The organism is Actinoalloteichus hymeniacidonis, assembly GCF_014203365.1.
GTDB lineage: Bacteria > Actinomycetota > Actinomycetes > Mycobacteriales > Pseudonocardiaceae > Actinoalloteichus_A > Actinoalloteichus_A hymeniacidonis.
In genome coordinates this window covers 3,007,873-3,023,306 of the sequence record NZ_JACHIS010000001.1, presented here as the reverse complement: position 1 = coordinate 3,023,306, position 15,434 = coordinate 3,007,873, and the positions used below count along the sequence as shown (strand labels likewise).

Sequence of the window (15,434 nt, the reverse complement as noted above, 5' to 3'; positions counted from 1 at the left end):
CTCGGCGAGCGTCAGCCGGAATGCTAAGCAGCCCCGCCGGCCTGCCGACCCCCTGAAGCGGTCCAGCCCACCCCCTAAGGCATATCGCCCAACCCGCAACGGCATCCCGGCCCACGACGCGGGACAAGCCGCGCCCCGACACAGTTCACCGCGAATTCAGACCGCCGCAGAAACCGACACACATAGCCGCCACGAACCCATCGGAATCGACTGATCGACAAATCCCGGCCAACGCGATAGCCGCGATATCACGACCCGTCAATACTGCCATTCCAAACACCACCGACCGCACCGCAACCTTCCCCGCCACACCGAGATACCGCCACCGAGAACCAGAACCTCCCCATGAAACCGCAGTACACAGGGCTGACAGCACGCCGAACACCACCGATCCGAGGCTGCGACCACCACTCCGAAACCGTCCATCAGAGCGGTCCAGATCGGACTATCGACACCGCGATGCTCATCGAATTCCGCCACTCCGTGCCATAACCAGACCGTGGTATCCGCGATTGACGCAGGGGTATCGACAAGGGGGGACACACCGGTTAGCTCGACTGCGTTTCCCCGGCGCCCCGGGACGACCAGCAGAAAGGCGGTTCGATGGATCCACTGTCGGAAGCTGTCATCGCGGGTGCTCCCGCCGAGGAACTGGCCGCACTCAACACGCCTGCGAGCTACGTCGCCGCTCATCTGCGCGCCGAGGATACCGAGATGTTCACCGACGTCGCCGACAAGGACGTCCGCAAATCGCTGCGGGTCGGCGAGGTCCCGATGCCGGAACTCGCCCCCGACGAGGTCTTGGTCGCCGTGATGGCCAGCGCCATCAACTACAACACCGTCTGGTCGGCGATGTTCGAGCCGATCCCCACCTTCCAATTCCTCAAGCGTTTCGCCCGCGCAGGCGGGTGGACCGCACGCCACGACCTGCCCTACCAGGTGATCGGCTCCGACGCCGCAGGCGTGATCGTCCGCGTCGGCAGCGGAGTACGCCGCTGGAAGATCGGCGACCACGTCGTGGTGAACCCCGCCTATGTCGACGAACAGGAATCGGCCTCCCACGACGACGCGATGCTGGGCGCCGAACAACTCGCCTGGGGCTTCGAGACCAACTTCGGCGGCCTCGCGCACTACAGCGTGGTGCGCGCCAGCCAACTCGTCCCCAAACCCGCCCAGCTCAGCTGGGAGGAAGCCGCCAGCAACCCGCTCTGCATGGGCACCGCCTACCGCATGCTGGTCGGCGAACACGGCGCGCGCATGAAACAGGGCAACGTCGTGCTGATCTGGGGCGCGGCAGGCGGACTCGGCACCTACGCCATCCAATTCGTCCGCAACGGCGGCGGAATCCCCGTCGGCGTGGTCAGCTCCGACGCCAAAGCCGAAGCCATCCGCAAACTCGGCTGCGAGGTGGTCGTCGACCGCCGCGAGATCGGCCTGGACAACACCATCGCCGACGATCCCGCCCGCGTACTGGAAGTCGGCAAACGCCTCGGCCGCATCATCCGCCGCGAAGTCGGCGAAGACCCACACATCGTCTTCGAACACACCGGCCGAGCCACCTTCGGCGTCTCACTCTTCGTCGTCCGCCGAGGCGGCGCGATCGTCACCTGCGGCTCCAGCAGCGGCTACCGCCACGAATACGACAACCGCTACCTCTGGATGAAACTCAAACGAGTGATCGGCAGCCACGCGGCGAACCTGCACGAGCAGTGGGAAGCCAACAAACTCGTCACCCAGGGCCGAATCTCCTCCGCGCTCTCCCACCTCTACCCCCTCACCGAGGTCGGCGAGGCCGCGCGCAAGGTGCAGGTCAACGAACACATCGGCAAGGTCGGCGTCCTATGCCTCGCCCCGGAACCCGGACTCGGCATCACCGATTCCGAAGCACGGGCCCGAGCAGGCACCGCAGCCCCAGCTCCCCTCGCCCTCACCGCCGCCTCGGTCGCGTGAGGAGCCATGACCGCCGGTCTCCATGACCACGTAACTCGATCCCCAGCGGCACCGGCCGCGTTCGACGACGCAGACGGCTCCAGCACACTCGCCGACGGCGAGACGATGTTGCACGCCGGGTTCGGAGGATGAATGTCGGTCAATACCTACGATCCCCAGCGGGGTGTCCGATGACCGAGGTGACAGAACTCCGTGTGGGCGTGGTCGGCGCAGGCCTGATGGGTCGCGGTTTCGCCGAACTCTGCGCCCTACGCGGCCACGACGTCCGCGTCGTCGTCTCCGGCCCCGCTGCGGTGAGCCGCGACCGCGACCACTTGCAACGAGCATTCGACAAGGCGGTCGCCAAGGAGAAGCTGACCGAGGCCGAAGCACAGGCCGCCGTGGCCCGCGTGTCCTTCGGCAGCGATCTCGCTGGACTCGCCGACCGACAGTTCGTGCTGGAGGCGGTGCCCGAGGACGAGGAACGCAAGAACGGCGTCTTCGCCGCACTCGACGAGATCGTCAAGGACGAGGACGCGGTCCTCGCCTCGACCACCTCCGCGATCCCCATCATCCGCCTGGCGAAGGCCACCGCACGTCCGCATCGAGTGATCGGCGTGCACTTCTTCAACCCCGTACCGGTATTGCCCTTGGTCGAGCTCGTCCCCTCGCTGCTCACCTCGGACACCACCACCGCAGCGGCCCGTGACTTCGTCTCCGCGCTCGGCAAGGAGATCGTGCAGTCGCAGGACCGGTCCGGATTCGTGGTCAACGCACTCCTGGTGCCCTACCTGCTGTCCGCCGTGCGGATGGTGGAATCCGGCTTCGCCACCGCAGCAGACGTCGACCGGGGCATGACCCAGGGCTGCGCGCATCCGATGGGACCGCTCCGCCTGATCGACCTGATCGGTCTCGACATCGTCGCCGCCGTCGGCGACGCGCTCTACGCCGAGTACCGCGAACCGCTCTACGCTCCGCCGCCGTTGCTGGCCAGGATGGTCGACGGCGGACTACTCGGCCGCAAGAGCGGTCGCGGCTTCTACGAGTACCCCTGATTCCCGAGCATCGGCGACCGTTATCCGGCACCGACGCAATCGGCTGGGCACCTCGGCGCAACCCGCCGCCGAGGTGCCCACCTTCGCATCAAGCCGAGGCGGCCGTCTCCTTCTCCTCCCGCCGCTTGGCGCGGTAGGTCAGCTTCCGCAACGCCTGCTCGGCCGGGCCCCGAATCCCCGCACGGTCGAGCAGGTACGCCATGACGATGGTCGACAGCCAGGTGCGCAGCGGCACACTCAAGCCGCGATCAAAGGATTGCGCGCTGGGTGACACTCGGGTGCAAGCGTTAACCGCAGGTGAGCGCAGGTGGAGCCCTCGGAGAATCGAAGTGGGCCCAGGCATGAGACTCGCCTCATTCGTCCCACGGCCGACTCTCCTCTTCGTGGCGTTGTTGGTTGTTTAGGTGTTCAGGTATTAATTTTACTCAGCACTGAAACCATAGCGATCTATGAGATTTTAAACTGCGCTCAGCCCGACTTCGGGCTCCACAACGAGGTTCCGGGGTCGTCGACAGGGAGCCGTGGGCCGCCTCGGGCGTCAGCCCGCATCCACCTCGGGGTTGAGAGTGCGCATCGCGTCCATCAGATCGCTCGCTTTGGGAGCATCGTGCGGATCGACCAGCCACTGCAGGACGGCACCGTTGATCAGGGCCACGATCAGCGAACCGGTGGAGGCAGCCTGCCCCGGCGTGACGTCCTCGGGCGGCACCCCGAGGACCATCGCGGCAAGCTCTCGGCGAGCCTTGGCGTAGGTCGCCGCCAACTGCGCACGGACCTCGGGGGCGAACTCGGCCAGCGCGTACGCCTGGACGCTCGCCACCAACAACGCATGCTGCTGCGCGGCCGCGCTCAGTAGCCCGTCCAGGAACTCACGCAGTCGAGCCTCGGCCGTGGCAGCCGGGGTGAGTGTGCTGGCGTTCTCGATGGAGCTGCCCCACTCCTCGAATGCCTCGAGCACCGCCGCGTTGAGCAGCGCGTCCTTCGTTCCGAAGTGGTAGCCGATGGCGGCGAGGTTGGCTCCGGTCACGGCAACGATGTCCCGGGCGGTCGTGTGCGCGTAGCCCTTGTCGATCAGGCATTGCCGGGCGCCCGCCAACAGGTCGTCTCGCTGTCCCATGCCCGCATGGTAGCCCGCGTCGCCATACAAGCGTGTTATACGCACGTATGACACTTATGTCTAATACAGACGTGTTGTACGCATGTATAAGACACATGTATTCTTCGGCTGCAGCAACACGGACCCGGCCGGTCTCCGCCCATATCCGCAGCCGACGACGACAAGGACGTACCGCCATGAACGGCGACAACGCCACGCAGTCCCCGCCAGCCGCCCCGGTCCACGCGGACTGGGAGAAGCCGGTCACGGTGTCGAAGACCGTCCTCACCACCCACCTCTGGGCCGCCCCTCCCCTGCGCCGCGAATCGCCGATCCACGATCGGGTTTTCGGGGCGCTACGCGACCTTCGGGCGGACTACGCGCGTTTCCTGCCCTGGTTCTCGCACCCCGTCCTGTCGGTGCCCGAGCTCGATGCGCCGACCGAGACGAGCACCTCGTGGGATTTCAGTAACCTGGACCCCTTCGTCGAGGACTTCGTCGCGGCAAGCGAAGGACGGCCGGTCGTGGCGAACTTCGCGACCATTCCCGCCTGGATGTTCACCGACGTGGCCGAGTACTCGACCGACCCGGATGTGATCCACTGGGATTACGAGAAGGGCAGCGAGTTCCGGGACGAGACGCTGGCCGAGGTCGCGGACTACTTCTACCGCGTCGCAAGCTGGTACATCGCGGGTGGATTCACCGATGAGCTCGGGGTTCGCCACGAGTCGGGCCACAGCTACCGGTTCGCCTACTGGGAGGTGCTCTGCGAGCCCGATCTGAACTCCCGGATCTCTCCCGAGACCTACACCCGGCTCTACGATGCCGTCGTCGAGCGCCTGCAGCCCTTGGATCCCGAGATGCGGTTCATCGGTCTGTCGCTGAGCCACGTGCACCACAATCCGGAGTACTTCTGGCACTTTCTCGACTCGGAGAACCACCTCCCGGGCACCCCGCTCGACGCCTTCTCGTATCACTTCTATGCGCAGCCCGAGATCGTCAATCCCTTCGCTCCCGAGGGCAACGCGGAAGAGACGATCTGGCGCAGCCTGTTCTTCGCCCAGGCCGAATCCTTCATCGACCAGGTCCGGTTCATCGATTCCATCCGCAGGCGGTTGGCACCGGAGACGAAGACCTTCCTGAACGAGATCGGCACCTATCCGGCCGACGTGATGAACCCGAACCCGCAGATCCCGGACTCGTACTGGGCGCTGAGCGGCTCGGTACACGCCTATCTCTGGGCCCGCTGTGTCCAGTTGGGTATCGATCTGGTCGGTATCGCGGAGTTCATGGACTATCCGAGCATGATCCCCGGTGTCTCGTTGATCGACTGGGAGACCGGCGAGCCCAATGCCCGGTACCAGGTCACCAAGCTGCTGCTGGACCACTTCGGTCCCGGTGATACCCAGGTCGAGACGACCAGCGGGTATCCGGGCTTCCCGGACCTGCGCGTCTTCGTCCAGGGCTTCCGGACCGCACAGGGCGAACGCAAGCTGCTGATCATCAACAAGTGGGAGGACGAGGTCGAGCTCGATCTGGGTGAGGCCAGGGGAACGCTGTCCTGGGTCGACGTCAACACGGGGTCGGCCCCGCCCGCCTCGCGGCCGGTGGACGGCTCCCGGCTCGTCCTCGGCCTGCATGCCACCGCGGTGCTGACGCTGGCCGCCGAGTAGGAAGCCACGCCTGCGACGAGGTCGGCGCTCCCCTTCGCGGTCGCTCACGGCTGGCGAAGAGCCGACCTCGGGCGGGCGACGGCGCATTCCCTCCACGATGCTGGGCGTCGCCCGCCCTGACCGTTTCCGCTTCGCGTAACCCGCTAATCTGATTCGACAAGATCGCGGCCCGACGGGCACCGAAGTCGCCACTTCGTCGTTGCCCCCACCCGCGCGTGGTTCACGCGTGCCCAGTGGGGGTTGGAAGTGGCGTTGGTTCGTCGGAGTGCGACGGAGCTACTCGCGGACGCGAAATCAGATCGATTGCATCTGCTGCTGAGCGAACAGGCTCGTTTTCAGTTCGAATCCCGAGTGGGGGTCGCCGAAGTGCGATCCTGGCAACGCAGTCTTCCGGTGTTGCTCGCGGATCTCGCCGATGCCGGACTCGGACACGTCGAGGTGCTGTTAGAGCATCGCCTTCCGCACAGTCCTCGGCGGATCGACGTCGTACTGTGCGGCACGCATCCCAGAACCGGCGAACCCAGCTATGTCCTCGTCGAATTGAAACAGTGGTCGCACGTCGAATCGGCGCTCGGCGAACTGGTGCGGATCGCCGCGTATGGGACGGATCCGGTGCTGCATCCGGTCGAGCAGGTCCGAAGCTACTGCCAGTACCTGGTGGATTCCACGCCCGCGCTGGCCGCGCGTCCCTTGGCGGTGCACGGCATCGCCTACCTGCACAACGCGCGGAACTCCGGCGTCTCCGCGTTGCGCGACTACCCTGCGGACGAGTACGGACGGCTCTTCACCCTCGACGATCGAGGTGCACTCGTCGACCACCTGCGTTCCCTGCTCGACCCCGCAGGCGACCGCGATGCCGCGCGTGAGGGCGCCGACGAGTTCCTCGATTTCCGCCATGCGCCGACCAAACCGCTGTTGGACCTGGCGGCGAAGGAGATCCGAGACCGCGAGCAGTTCGTTCTGCTCGACGAGCAGAAGGTCGCCTTCGAGGCGGTCCGGCAGGCCGTGCGACGGGCTCGTGCCGCCAGCACCCGCACCGTCGTGATCGTCCTCGGTGGGCCGGGTTCCGGGAAGAGCGTCATCGCGCTGAGCCTCGTCGGTGCGCTGGCCCGGCAGGGACACACCGTCCATCACGCCACCGGCTCCAGTGCCTTCACCCGGACCCTGCGCAAGATCGCGGGCAGCCGCAGCACCCGCGTCCAGGGGCTGTTCAAGTACTTCAACAACTATGTCGAGTCGGAGCCGCGCGAACTCGAGGTCCTGATCTGCGACGAGGCCCATCGCATCCGTGAGACCAGCGTCAACCGCTTCACCAAGAAGGAGGCCCGGGCGCGGGCCGGCCGCCAGATCGACGAACTGATCGATGTGGCCTGGGTGCCGGTGTTCCTGCTCGACGAGCACCAGGTCGTGCGGCCCGGCGAGATGGGGTCGCTGGCGGAGATCACCGCTGCGACCACCGCCAAGGGCTACGACATCGAGATCGTGCGCCTCGACGGCCAGTTCCGGTGCGGTGGCTCCGCCGTGTTCGACCGCTGGGTGTCGCGGCTACTCGGACTCGAACAGGCCGCCCCGAGCGACTGGACCCGGCTCGCCGCCGGGGGCGACGAGGATTTCGTCGTCACCAGCGCCGCCTCACCACAGGCGATGGAGAGCTGGTTGCTGGCCAAGCAGGCCGAGTTCGGCGGCACGGCACGCATCGCCGCAGGCTACTGCTGGCCGTGGAGCGATCCCACCAAGACCGAGGACGGCCAGCGGCTCGTCGACGACGTCGTCATCGAGGACTGGAAGCGTCCGTGGAACGTGAAACCCGACAAACGGGTGCCGCACGCCCCGGAGTCCTATTTCTGGGCGTCCGACGACCGCGGCTTCGGGCAGGTCGGCTGCATCTACACCGCGCAGGGCTTCGAGTACGACTGGGCGGGAGTCGTCATCGGCCCCGATTTCGTCCGCAGGGAGGGAAGCTGGGTCGCGCGCCGTGATCGCTCGCACGACCCGGCCGTCCGCAAAGCGGATGATCTCCACTTCGCCGGTCTCATCCGCAACACCTACAAGGTGTTGCTCACCCGAGGCATGCGCGGGGTGTGCGTCTACTCCCCCGACCCCGAGACCCAGGAGTTCCTGGAACAGGTGACCGGCTGAGCAGGGTGGGGGCGGCGCCGGGCGCGTCGGGTTGAGAAACTCGGTGGATGAGCATGAGTGACCGCTGCCCGTGTGGGCTCGGCGAGGCCTTCGCCGATTGCTGCGCACCACTGCACGAGGGCCGACGCCGGGCGGCCACCGCCGAGCAACTCATGCGCTCGCGGTACTCGGCGTTCGCGGTGGGCGACACCGAATACCTGCTCGCGAGCTGGCATCCCACCACCCGCCCCCGCGAGCTGAGCCTGGACCCCCGGCAGAGCTGGATCCGACTCGACATCCTCGGCCGAACGGGCGGAACCCCGTTCGACACCGAGGCCACGGTGCATTTCCGGGCGCGCTACCGGCTGGACGGCGAGCGAGGATCGCTCACCGAGAACAGCCGGTTCACCCGCGTCGACAAGGTCTGGCTCTACGTCGATGGCGACGTCGAGTGAACTCGGACTGCGTCCGCACCCCGTGAGCTCGCCACCACCCGGCACCGTCACAGGTACAGCACCGCGGCGAGGCCGATCCCGCCTGCCGCGATGATCCAGGTATAGGGCAGCGTGTCCAGCATGACCCGCTCGGGTCGGACGCCCGCGTACTGGGCGGCCCACACGACCTGGGTGGAAGTCGGGTCGGAGACGCCGAGTACCTGGCCGTACGAGGCCATCAGCCCGAGCACGGCGGGTATCGGATACACCCCGCCCACGGCGAGGACACCGCCGATTCCCGCGCCGAGCCCGTAGATGTTGGCCGGCCCGCGATAGAGCGCGAGGGGCGCCAGCACCGCGAACACCACCACGAACAGGATCGGCAGGGTGGGGCTGACCGCGCCGAGGATCGGATCGAGTGCCTCGACCGCGCCCGGCAGCCGCACGGCCGCGAGCAGGATTCCGATGGCCAGGAAGAGCACGATCGGCGGCGCTGCGACGTCGAAACAGCGGTACAACGTCCGCAGGGCGCGGCGCGGGATCTGCGAGAACCGGGTCGTGGTCAGCAATGCATACAGGACACCGGCCAACAGCGCGGGAATGATCGGGACCTCGAGGCCCAGCGCCAGCACCAGCGGGACCAACGGCGTCGGCAGGGCATACCAGGCGACATCACCCACCCGACGCCCCCGCGAGCGGAGATCCTCACCGGGCGGTTCCTGCGCGCCGCTGACCTTCATCGCCCAGGAATGCACGAGACCGCGCCGCCGGGACTGCACGAACACATAGACCAGGCCGACGCCGACCACGATCGGGAACAGCCGGATCTGGAAGTCGCGGACCACCTCGACCGGGATACGCAACGCATCGGAGAGGTACTGCCAGCCGGTCAGCTCCAAGGGAATACCGGCACCCAGTCCCATCAGGACGGTGCCCGCAGCTGCCCGGGCATGCACGCCGACGGCGATCATGGTGGGAATGCCGACGATGCCTGCGAGCATCGCGGCGGGGGCGGAGCCGGTGACCGCGCCGCAGAGGATGGCCACGATGAAGACTCCGAAGGCCACGACATAGGGCTTGTCCCCGGCGAACTCCACGGTCTTGCGAATGAGTGTGCTGGCGATTCCGGTGTCGCCCAGCAGCGCGCCCAACCAGGAGCCGAGCAGGATGGCGATCATCGTCGCGGCGAGGAGGACCGGACCCTCCTGCAGGACGGTGACCAGGACGCTGCCCTCGTCTCCGGTGATCGGCGCTCCGACCACCAGGGCGATCGCCACGCCCATCAGGGCGAGGGCGAACGCGGTGGGCAGCCTGCGGGTGAGCATGAGGGCGACGCCCACGGCCATGACGACCAGGATGGCAATGCCCATGTCAGGACTCCTTCGTCCTTCGAGAGGGGTCGGTCGGTGGCTGCGGACGCACCAGTTCGGTGACGGCCGCGGCGAGCAGGAGCGGCGAACGGCGCAGGCCGAGCCGGATTCGGGCGTAGGCGTGGGCGGCGATCTCGTCGGCGCCCACGACGACACCGCGCCACGATCGATGTCCCCAGCGGAGCAGGACGGGTCCGGCGCAGGCACGCAGCCTGCGTCGGTAGGGCCCGTCCAGCAGTCCGTGCGCGACCTCGTGGGCGATGGCGGCCCGACGCACGGTGCCCGCAGGGAACAACGTCGCCCAGCCTGCGGCGGTCACGACCGCCTCGGCGGCGGCGATGGCGGCCGGGTGCAGCACCACGGTGGGCGGGCGGCTGAGATAACGCGCCAGCACGAGCTGGTCCCCGACCAGACCGCCGGGCTCCTCGGTGACCGGCACCGACGGGTCGTGGTCGAGTCCGGAGTCGGTGGCCATTCGGTGACCCAGGTCGGCGGCGGCGGCCGCCCACTGTCGCAGCGTCTCGGTGCTGCGAGCGGCATGCAGGTGGCTGCCCGCGAGTAGGTCGGCCGCGATATCGACGTCCTCGCGGGCAGCCAACCGGTTCGCGATCTCGACGGCGCCCCCGCGCAGCGAGTAGCGGAAGCCCGCCGCCGAGGGGACGGCCGAGGCTGGGCGGGCGTTCACAATCGGGACTCCACGACGGCGACCACCGGTTCGTCGTCGGCCCTGGTGCGGAGTTCGGTGTCGGCCAGTGCCAGGAGTTGCTCGAGATCGGACACCCCGTGCAGGTCCACCACTCGCGGGCCCAGCAGCATCCGAACCCCGGGCAACTGCGCGCCGCCGTCGCCGAAACCCATGTGCTGTCGAAGGAGCGCGGGCAGCCGGGTCATGGCCTCGCCCACCGTCCACGTCGCCACGCCTGCATCGCGCAGGCCGAGCCGGACGACTCCGTCGGCATCGACGATCCGCACCGGGTTGCGTCCCCGGCGCCGACCCGCCCGGTCGAACACGCCGGCGGGTGGCGCGCCGGAGCCGAAGACCGTGAACTGCGGGGTCTGCGCGAGGACGGTGAGCTCGGACTCGGCCAACCGAAGACTGCGGGCGGCCTCGGCGCGGCCCTGCTGCAGGCCGACGGCGTCGCGTTCCACGGCGGTGCGCATCTCGGTGGCACCGGTGGCGACCGCGCGAACGATGTTGCGTCGGGGGTCGACGCTGACATCGACCTCGACACCCGCAGGTGCCGCGCCCTGCGCGATGACCGCGGCCTCGGCCTCGGCGCGCACGGCCAGCACGTCCTGGCGGCCCGCGTTGGGGACCATCCGCTCGACCTGCTCGCGCACCAGTGCCAGCGCCACGCCGAGCGGGGAGATCACCTCGGCATGGGCGGCGATGCGCTGGTTCATGCCCGTCACCGTCCCGAGATGCGGGGTTACCGCTGCGGCACCGCCTCCGCCGCCGACGAGCGTCAGCTGCTCACGATCGAGTCCGTAGTCGCGCACCAGGGTGTCGACTGCGGCGCGCACCGGTGCGACCCCGGCGTCCAGCACCTGCGAGCAGGCCTCGGCGAGACCGATTCCCAGGTGCTCGGCCACTGCGGCCATGGCGATGCGGGCGGATTCCTGGTCGGCCCTGGCGTACTGGTCCTCGCCGATCAGACCCGAGGCGTTCGCGGCGCAGGTCATCGTCACGGCGAAACGACCGGTCGCCGTCTCCAGCGCGAGATAGTCGGCCGGGTCACCGGGCACCGGGGTCACGCTGATCACGCGGGCGTCCGCCAGTTCGGCGGGCTCGGCGAAACACGCGTAGCGAAGTCCGGCGATGTGGGCGCTTCGGGGACCGACCGAGGTGACCCGGCCGCGACCCACGCGGATCATCGACCCGCCGCCGACGCCCACGGTGCGTACGTCCAGCGCCGACAGGTAGGTCGGTTTCCCGCCCACCACGGCGTATTGGATGACGACCTGGCCGCCTCGAATCACGCTGATGTCGGTGGAGGTGCCGCCGGTCTCCAGGAAGATCCCGTCGCTGACCTTCTCGCTCATCAACGCGCCCGCCACCCCGGCCGCAGGGCCGGAGAGCACCGTCAACAGCGGACGATGTCGCATCTCGTCGAGGGACATCACACCGCCGTCGCATCGCATCACCATCAGCGGAGCGGTGATGCCCGCCTTGTCGATGCTCCACTGCACGACGTCGGCGGTGGCCAACATGCGAGGCAGGATGCTGGCGTTGACCACAGCGGTGCGGGCGCGGCGCCGCAGCCCGTACAGGTGCGTGATGTCGTGGGTCGTCGTGGCCAACCTGCCACCCGCTCGAACCGCCTCGGCCACCGAGTCCTCCGCTTCGGGGGCATCGACGCTGAACGGCTCGGCGGGCACGACGACCTCCGCACCCCCGGCCAGCACGGTGTCGATGGCGGTGCCGACCTGACCGGTGTCGGCGGCGTCCCGGACATGCGCGTAGGTGACGGGGAGGTTCCGTCCCGGTGCGAGCTCGATCCGGCCCAGGGTGCGCAGCCGCTTGGTGAAGGCGGCGCCGATCCCTCGGCCGATTCCGATGACTCCGACCGTGGCGACGTCGCCCTCCAGCAGTGCATTGGTGGCCTGGGTGGTGCCGTGCGCCAGGAACGCGACGTCCTGCGGGGTCCGACCGACCGTCTCGAGTAACCGCTCCAGGGCCTGCATGATCCCGGCCGCGACTCCGTGGTCGTGGTGATGCGTGGTCGGCACCTTCACCTGGCCGATGAGTTCCCTGGTGCCCGCGTCGACCGCGACGGCGTCGGTGAACGTGCCACCGACGTCGATACCGACCCGGATCGATCCACGTTCGGGCGTGGGCGGTTCCGGGGGCGGGTCGGGCGGTGAATCGGAAGAGATCGGGGCGTCCGGTGCCTCGCTCATGGGACTCCAGTGTCCGTGCGGTTCGGGGCGGTTCGGTCTGGGCTGCGATGCGGAGGAGGCGCTGGTCAGTAGCCGCGCACCTCGGGCCAACGCCGTTCGACTCCGGCGGCATCGAGGACGGCGGCGAAGGCTTCGAAGGCCGGGGCGGAGGATTCGACCTCCTTGGGGGTGCGCCCGGTGCGCAACGCGAAGGCGGCCAGGTGACCCGCCACCTCGCCGACGTTCCACTCCACGGGGTGCAGGCGGTAGCAGCCGTTGGTGATGTGGGTGGTGCCCAGGTTCTTCCCGGCGGGCAGCAGGTTGTCGACCCGTTGTGGGAGCAGCGCGCCGAGCGGGATCTCGAAGGGCACGCTCGCGATGTCGATATACGGATCACCGCCGGTGGAGGGGTGCAGGTCGATCCGGTAGCTGCCGATCCCCACCGAGTTCGGGTAGCGGGTGCTGCCGGTCGGCCCGGTGATGTCGAGTGCGACATCGTGCTCGGTGACCGTGGTGAGCGCACGGATGCGCCGCGACTCCCGGACGTAGGGCGCCTTGGCCAACCCGTCGTGCGTCCCCATGACGTCGGGCCGCAAGCGGAGCCCGGGCAGGCCCTGGGTGCCGTCGGGGTTGGGCAGTTCGGTCTGCAACCAGTACATCAGCGACCGGGACAGCTCGCGGGCCCCGTTGACAGCGGCCGCGCGGGCCGTGTCGTCGACACCGGCCAGCGGCTTGAGCCAGTAGTCGTTCATCGGCCAGTTGACCAGCACGATGTCGGAGTCGAACGCGCCGCTGGTGTGCATGCCGCGCGCCAGGATGCGTCGGAAACGCCAGAGGTCCTTGTCGCCGGGGTCCTTGGACTGGTCGGCGAGTTCGGCGAGTGGGTCCGCAGTCGGATTGGGCGCGAAGGTCCGGGTGACCCGCGCCAGTGTGCGGGGGTCCGGTGCGGTCATCGACAACAACGGACCGCCCCAGTGCTCCGGTGTGTAGCCACGCCAGAAGTCGTAGTTCTCAGGGCGCTCGATGACGTGGTCCTCCCCCGCGTGGTGGGAGACCGCGAAGCACACGGTGATGCCCTGCTGGTTGAGCGGGTCGGCCTGCTCAGGGGCGTGTGGTTCGTCGTGTTCGGCGCGAGACTCGGCACCGACGACGTGCTCGACGTCGGCCAGGGCCAGCACATCACCGGTCTCGGTGGCGTCCAGGACGTAGGCGGCACTCACCGTGTAGCGGTTGCCGGTGCGCTCGTCGAGCAGCGTGACCGCCTCGACCCGGTCTGCGTCGGCGTGCGCGGCCACCGGTCGGGTCTGGAGCGCGACGTCGAGCATCCCCGAAGCGCGTACCGGTCCGATCATCGCCTCGAGGACCGCGAGGGCGACCCTGGGCTCGTGGCAGAGTTTGCCGACCCGGCCCGCACCCGGGTTGAGCCTCGACGATCGGGCCGCCTCGGCGCGCAGGGGATACCAGGTGCGGTAGTGCTCCCGGACACCGTCCCGGAACCGGCGATAGGTGGCGGTGCAACCGAACTGTTCGATCCACGGGTTCTCGTCCGGGGGCACGCCCTGGCTGGTCAGCTGGCCGCCGATCCAGTCGGTCTCCTCGGTGAGCAGCACCCGGGCACCGCCCCGAGCGGCGGCCAGCGCGGCGGCGACGCCGCCGACACCGCCGCCGACGACCAGGACGTCGACGTGCCGGTCGGTGTCGTGCTCAACCATGGAGATCTCCTTCTGCTGCGGTGGACGGGGTGCGCTCTGATACGGCCGCCGGACCCGATACGGCAGGCGGCCCGGTCGTGGTTCCCGGTAGGAAGGTCGGTTCGAGGAGCCATTGCACGGGCCCGCTGCGGGCGCCGGTGACGAGATCGACGAGCAGCGCGGCCGCTTCCTCACCCATCTGCTGGCGCGGGATGCGGAACCCGGTGACCTCGGATTCGGGGAGGCTGCGGTCCTCCCCGAGCAAGGCGATCGACAGGTCCTGCGGAATGCGGGCGCCGTCTTCCCTCGCGGCGGTCAACAATGCGGCGAGCAGATCGTTGGTGTCGTTCTCCTCGGTGACGACCACGCTGATCCCGCGCTCGCGCCACGCCCGCAGCGCCCGGGCATCCACGCTGGTGGCATAGGCGCGCAGCACCTCGCCCTGCACGCCCTCCCCCGAGGCCGCGACGGCACGGCGGAAGCCGTCCTCCCGGTCGGTGGAGGCGACGACGTCGTCGGTGCCGCGCAGGTACAGCAGGCGCCGATGACCGAGCCCGACGAGGTGGTCGACGACCTGAGCCGCGCCCGCGACGTAGTCGGCGCCGACATAGGAGAGCCTGCCACCGAGTTCGGTGCGGCGTCCGATGTAGACGATAGGGAACCGGCAGGCCAGCAACCGGTCCAGTTCCACCTCGGGCACCCGTCGACCCAGGAAGAGGCAGCCATCGGCGAGGCGCACCTTCTGCACCGCCGCGCTGTCGGCGCCGTCGTCGCCCACGTTCGACGGTGAGGTGCCGGTGAACAGCAACAGGTCGTAGCCGAGTCGGGCGGCGGCGCGCTCGACGCCGACGAGGAAGGGGTAGTAGGAGTCGCGCACCTCCACGGGGAACGCGTGGCTGAAGGTGAACACGCCGAGCAGATCCGTGCTCGCCGCCGCCAGTCGCCTGGCCACCGGGTTGGGCACGTACCCCAACGAACGCGCCGCCAGCGCCACCCGCTCCCTGGTCGCCTCGGACAGGGCGAGACGTTCGGGGTTGTCCCCCAGGACCAACGAGACGGTCGCCTGCGAGACCCCGGCGGCGGCCGCGACATCGGCCTGTCGGGGCCGTGCGGAACCCGTGTTCGGACGTGGCGGGGTGGAACCGGGCACGCGAGTCGTCATCGACCCTCCTTCACGTCATGGGACCA

Annotated in this window: 12 protein-coding genes; 5 read left to right on the top strand and 7 right to left on the bottom strand. The window is 68.7% G+C overall.

The genetic code is table 11. The features are described 5' to 3' along the window. Positions 1-603 precede the first annotated feature (603 nt). Both ccrA and BKA25_RS12550 read left to right on the top strand, forming a co-directional pair. Entirely contained in the window at positions 604-1,950 is a 1,347-nt protein-coding gene (gene ccrA, locus BKA25_RS12555; protein WP_069849623.1) for a crotonyl-CoA carboxylase/reductase, read from the top strand. A gap of 170 nt (positions 1,951-2,120) precedes the next feature. Continuing rightward, entirely contained in the window at positions 2,121-2,984 is an 864-nt protein-coding gene (locus tag BKA25_RS12550) for a 3-hydroxybutyryl-CoA dehydrogenase (protein WP_069849625.1), read from the top strand. Positions 2,985-3,072: 88 nt separating this feature from the next. Here BKA25_RS12550 and BKA25_RS12545 read toward each other — a convergent pair whose 3' ends face one another. After that, complete coding sequence (locus BKA25_RS12545) at positions 3,073-3,225, bottom strand: hypothetical protein (RefSeq protein ID WP_157421087.1); 153 nt, start codon at positions 3,223-3,225, stop codon at positions 3,073-3,075. A gap of 297 nt (positions 3,226-3,522) precedes the next feature. Continuing rightward, a complete protein-coding gene (locus BKA25_RS12540; protein ID WP_069849627.1) occupies positions 3,523-4,101 on the bottom strand; it encodes a TetR/AcrR family transcriptional regulator in 579 nt (192 codons plus the stop codon). 176 nt (positions 4,102-4,277) lie between these two features. Between BKA25_RS12540 and BKA25_RS12535 the strand changes: the two genes are divergently transcribed. The 3 genes from BKA25_RS12535 to BKA25_RS12525 all read left to right on the top strand — a co-directional run bounded on the left by BKA25_RS12535 (position 4,278) and on the right by BKA25_RS12525 (position 8,326). Then, on the top strand, positions 4,278-5,753 hold the full coding sequence (locus tag BKA25_RS12535; RefSeq protein WP_069849629.1) for a hypothetical protein: 1,476 nt from the start codon (positions 4,278-4,280) through the stop codon (positions 5,751-5,753). A 246-nt stretch (positions 5,754-5,999) separates the two neighbouring features. Beyond that, positions 6,000-7,892, top strand: coding sequence for a DUF2075 domain-containing protein (locus BKA25_RS12530; RefSeq protein WP_069849631.1), 1,893 nt, complete (start codon positions 6,000-6,002; stop codon positions 7,890-7,892). 53 nt (positions 7,893-7,945) lie between these two features. After that, positions 7,946-8,326 carry a YchJ family protein gene (locus BKA25_RS12525; protein ID WP_084643676.1) on the top strand — a complete coding sequence of 127 codons (381 nt, stop codon included), beginning with the start codon at positions 7,946-7,948 and terminating at the stop codon, positions 8,324-8,326. 47 nt (positions 8,327-8,373) lie between these two features. Here BKA25_RS12525 and BKA25_RS12520 read toward each other — a convergent pair whose 3' ends face one another. The 5 genes from BKA25_RS12520 to BKA25_RS12500 all read right to left on the bottom strand — a co-directional run bounded on the left by BKA25_RS12520 (position 8,374) and on the right by BKA25_RS12500 (position 15,408). Continuing rightward, the gene (locus tag BKA25_RS12520; protein ID WP_069849635.1) at positions 8,374-9,675 is read right to left on the bottom strand and encodes a transporter; all 1,302 of its coding nucleotides are present in this window, start codon (positions 9,673-9,675) and stop codon (positions 8,374-8,376) included. Position 9,676: 1 nt separating this feature from the next. Further along, complete coding sequence (locus BKA25_RS12515) at positions 9,677-10,360, bottom strand: hypothetical protein (protein ID WP_069849640.1); 684 nt, start codon at positions 10,358-10,360, stop codon at positions 9,677-9,679. Further along, positions 10,357-12,576 carry a hydantoinase/oxoprolinase family protein gene (locus tag BKA25_RS12510; protein ID WP_084643030.1) on the bottom strand — a complete coding sequence of 740 codons (2,220 nt, stop codon included), beginning with the start codon at positions 12,574-12,576 and terminating at the stop codon, positions 10,357-10,359. The genes BKA25_RS12515 and BKA25_RS12510 overlap by 4 nt, the downstream gene beginning before the upstream one ends. A gap of 65 nt (positions 12,577-12,641) precedes the next feature. Then, positions 12,642-14,267: an FAD-dependent oxidoreductase gene (locus tag BKA25_RS12505; protein ID WP_069849642.1), complete on the bottom strand. Its 1,626-nt coding sequence runs from the start codon at positions 14,265-14,267 to the stop codon at positions 12,642-12,644. Further along, positions 14,260-15,408 (bottom strand): LacI family DNA-binding transcriptional regulator, encoded by a 1,149-nt coding sequence (locus BKA25_RS12500; RefSeq protein ID WP_069849644.1) that lies wholly within the window; start codon positions 15,406-15,408, stop codon positions 14,260-14,262. The genes BKA25_RS12505 and BKA25_RS12500 overlap by 8 nt, the downstream gene beginning before the upstream one ends. Positions 15,409-15,434 lie beyond the last annotated feature (26 nt).

Excerpts from the sequence above, each read along its gene's own strand:
- ccrA (WP_069849623.1), top strand. The coding sequence starts at position 604 with ATGGATCCACTGTCGGAAGCTGTCATCGCGGGTGCTCCCGCCGAGGAA.
- BKA25_RS12550 (WP_069849625.1), top strand. The coding sequence starts at position 2,121 with ATGACCGAGGTGACAGAACTCCGTGTGGGCGTGGTCGGCGCAGGCCTG.
- BKA25_RS12540 (WP_069849627.1), bottom strand. The coding sequence starts at position 4,101 with ATGGGACAGCGAGACGACCTGTTGGCGGGCGCCCGGCAATGCCTGATC.
- BKA25_RS12535 (WP_069849629.1), top strand. The coding sequence starts at position 4,278 with ATGAACGGCGACAACGCCACGCAGTCCCCGCCAGCCGCCCCGGTCCAC.
- BKA25_RS12525 (WP_084643676.1), top strand. The coding sequence starts at position 7,946 with ATGAGTGACCGCTGCCCGTGTGGGCTCGGCGAGGCCTTCGCCGATTGC.
- BKA25_RS12520 (WP_069849635.1), bottom strand. The coding sequence starts at position 9,675 with ATGGGCATTGCCATCCTGGTCGTCATGGCCGTGGGCGTCGCCCTCATG.
- BKA25_RS12510 (WP_084643030.1), bottom strand. The coding sequence starts at position 12,576 with ATGAGCGAGGCACCGGACGCCCCGATCTCTTCCGATTCACCGCCCGAC.
- BKA25_RS12505 (WP_069849642.1), bottom strand. The coding sequence starts at position 14,267 with ATGGTTGAGCACGACACCGACCGGCACGTCGACGTCCTGGTCGTCGGC.
- BKA25_RS12500 (WP_069849644.1), bottom strand. The coding sequence starts at position 15,408 with ATGACGACTCGCGTGCCCGGTTCCACCCCGCCACGTCCGAACACGGGT.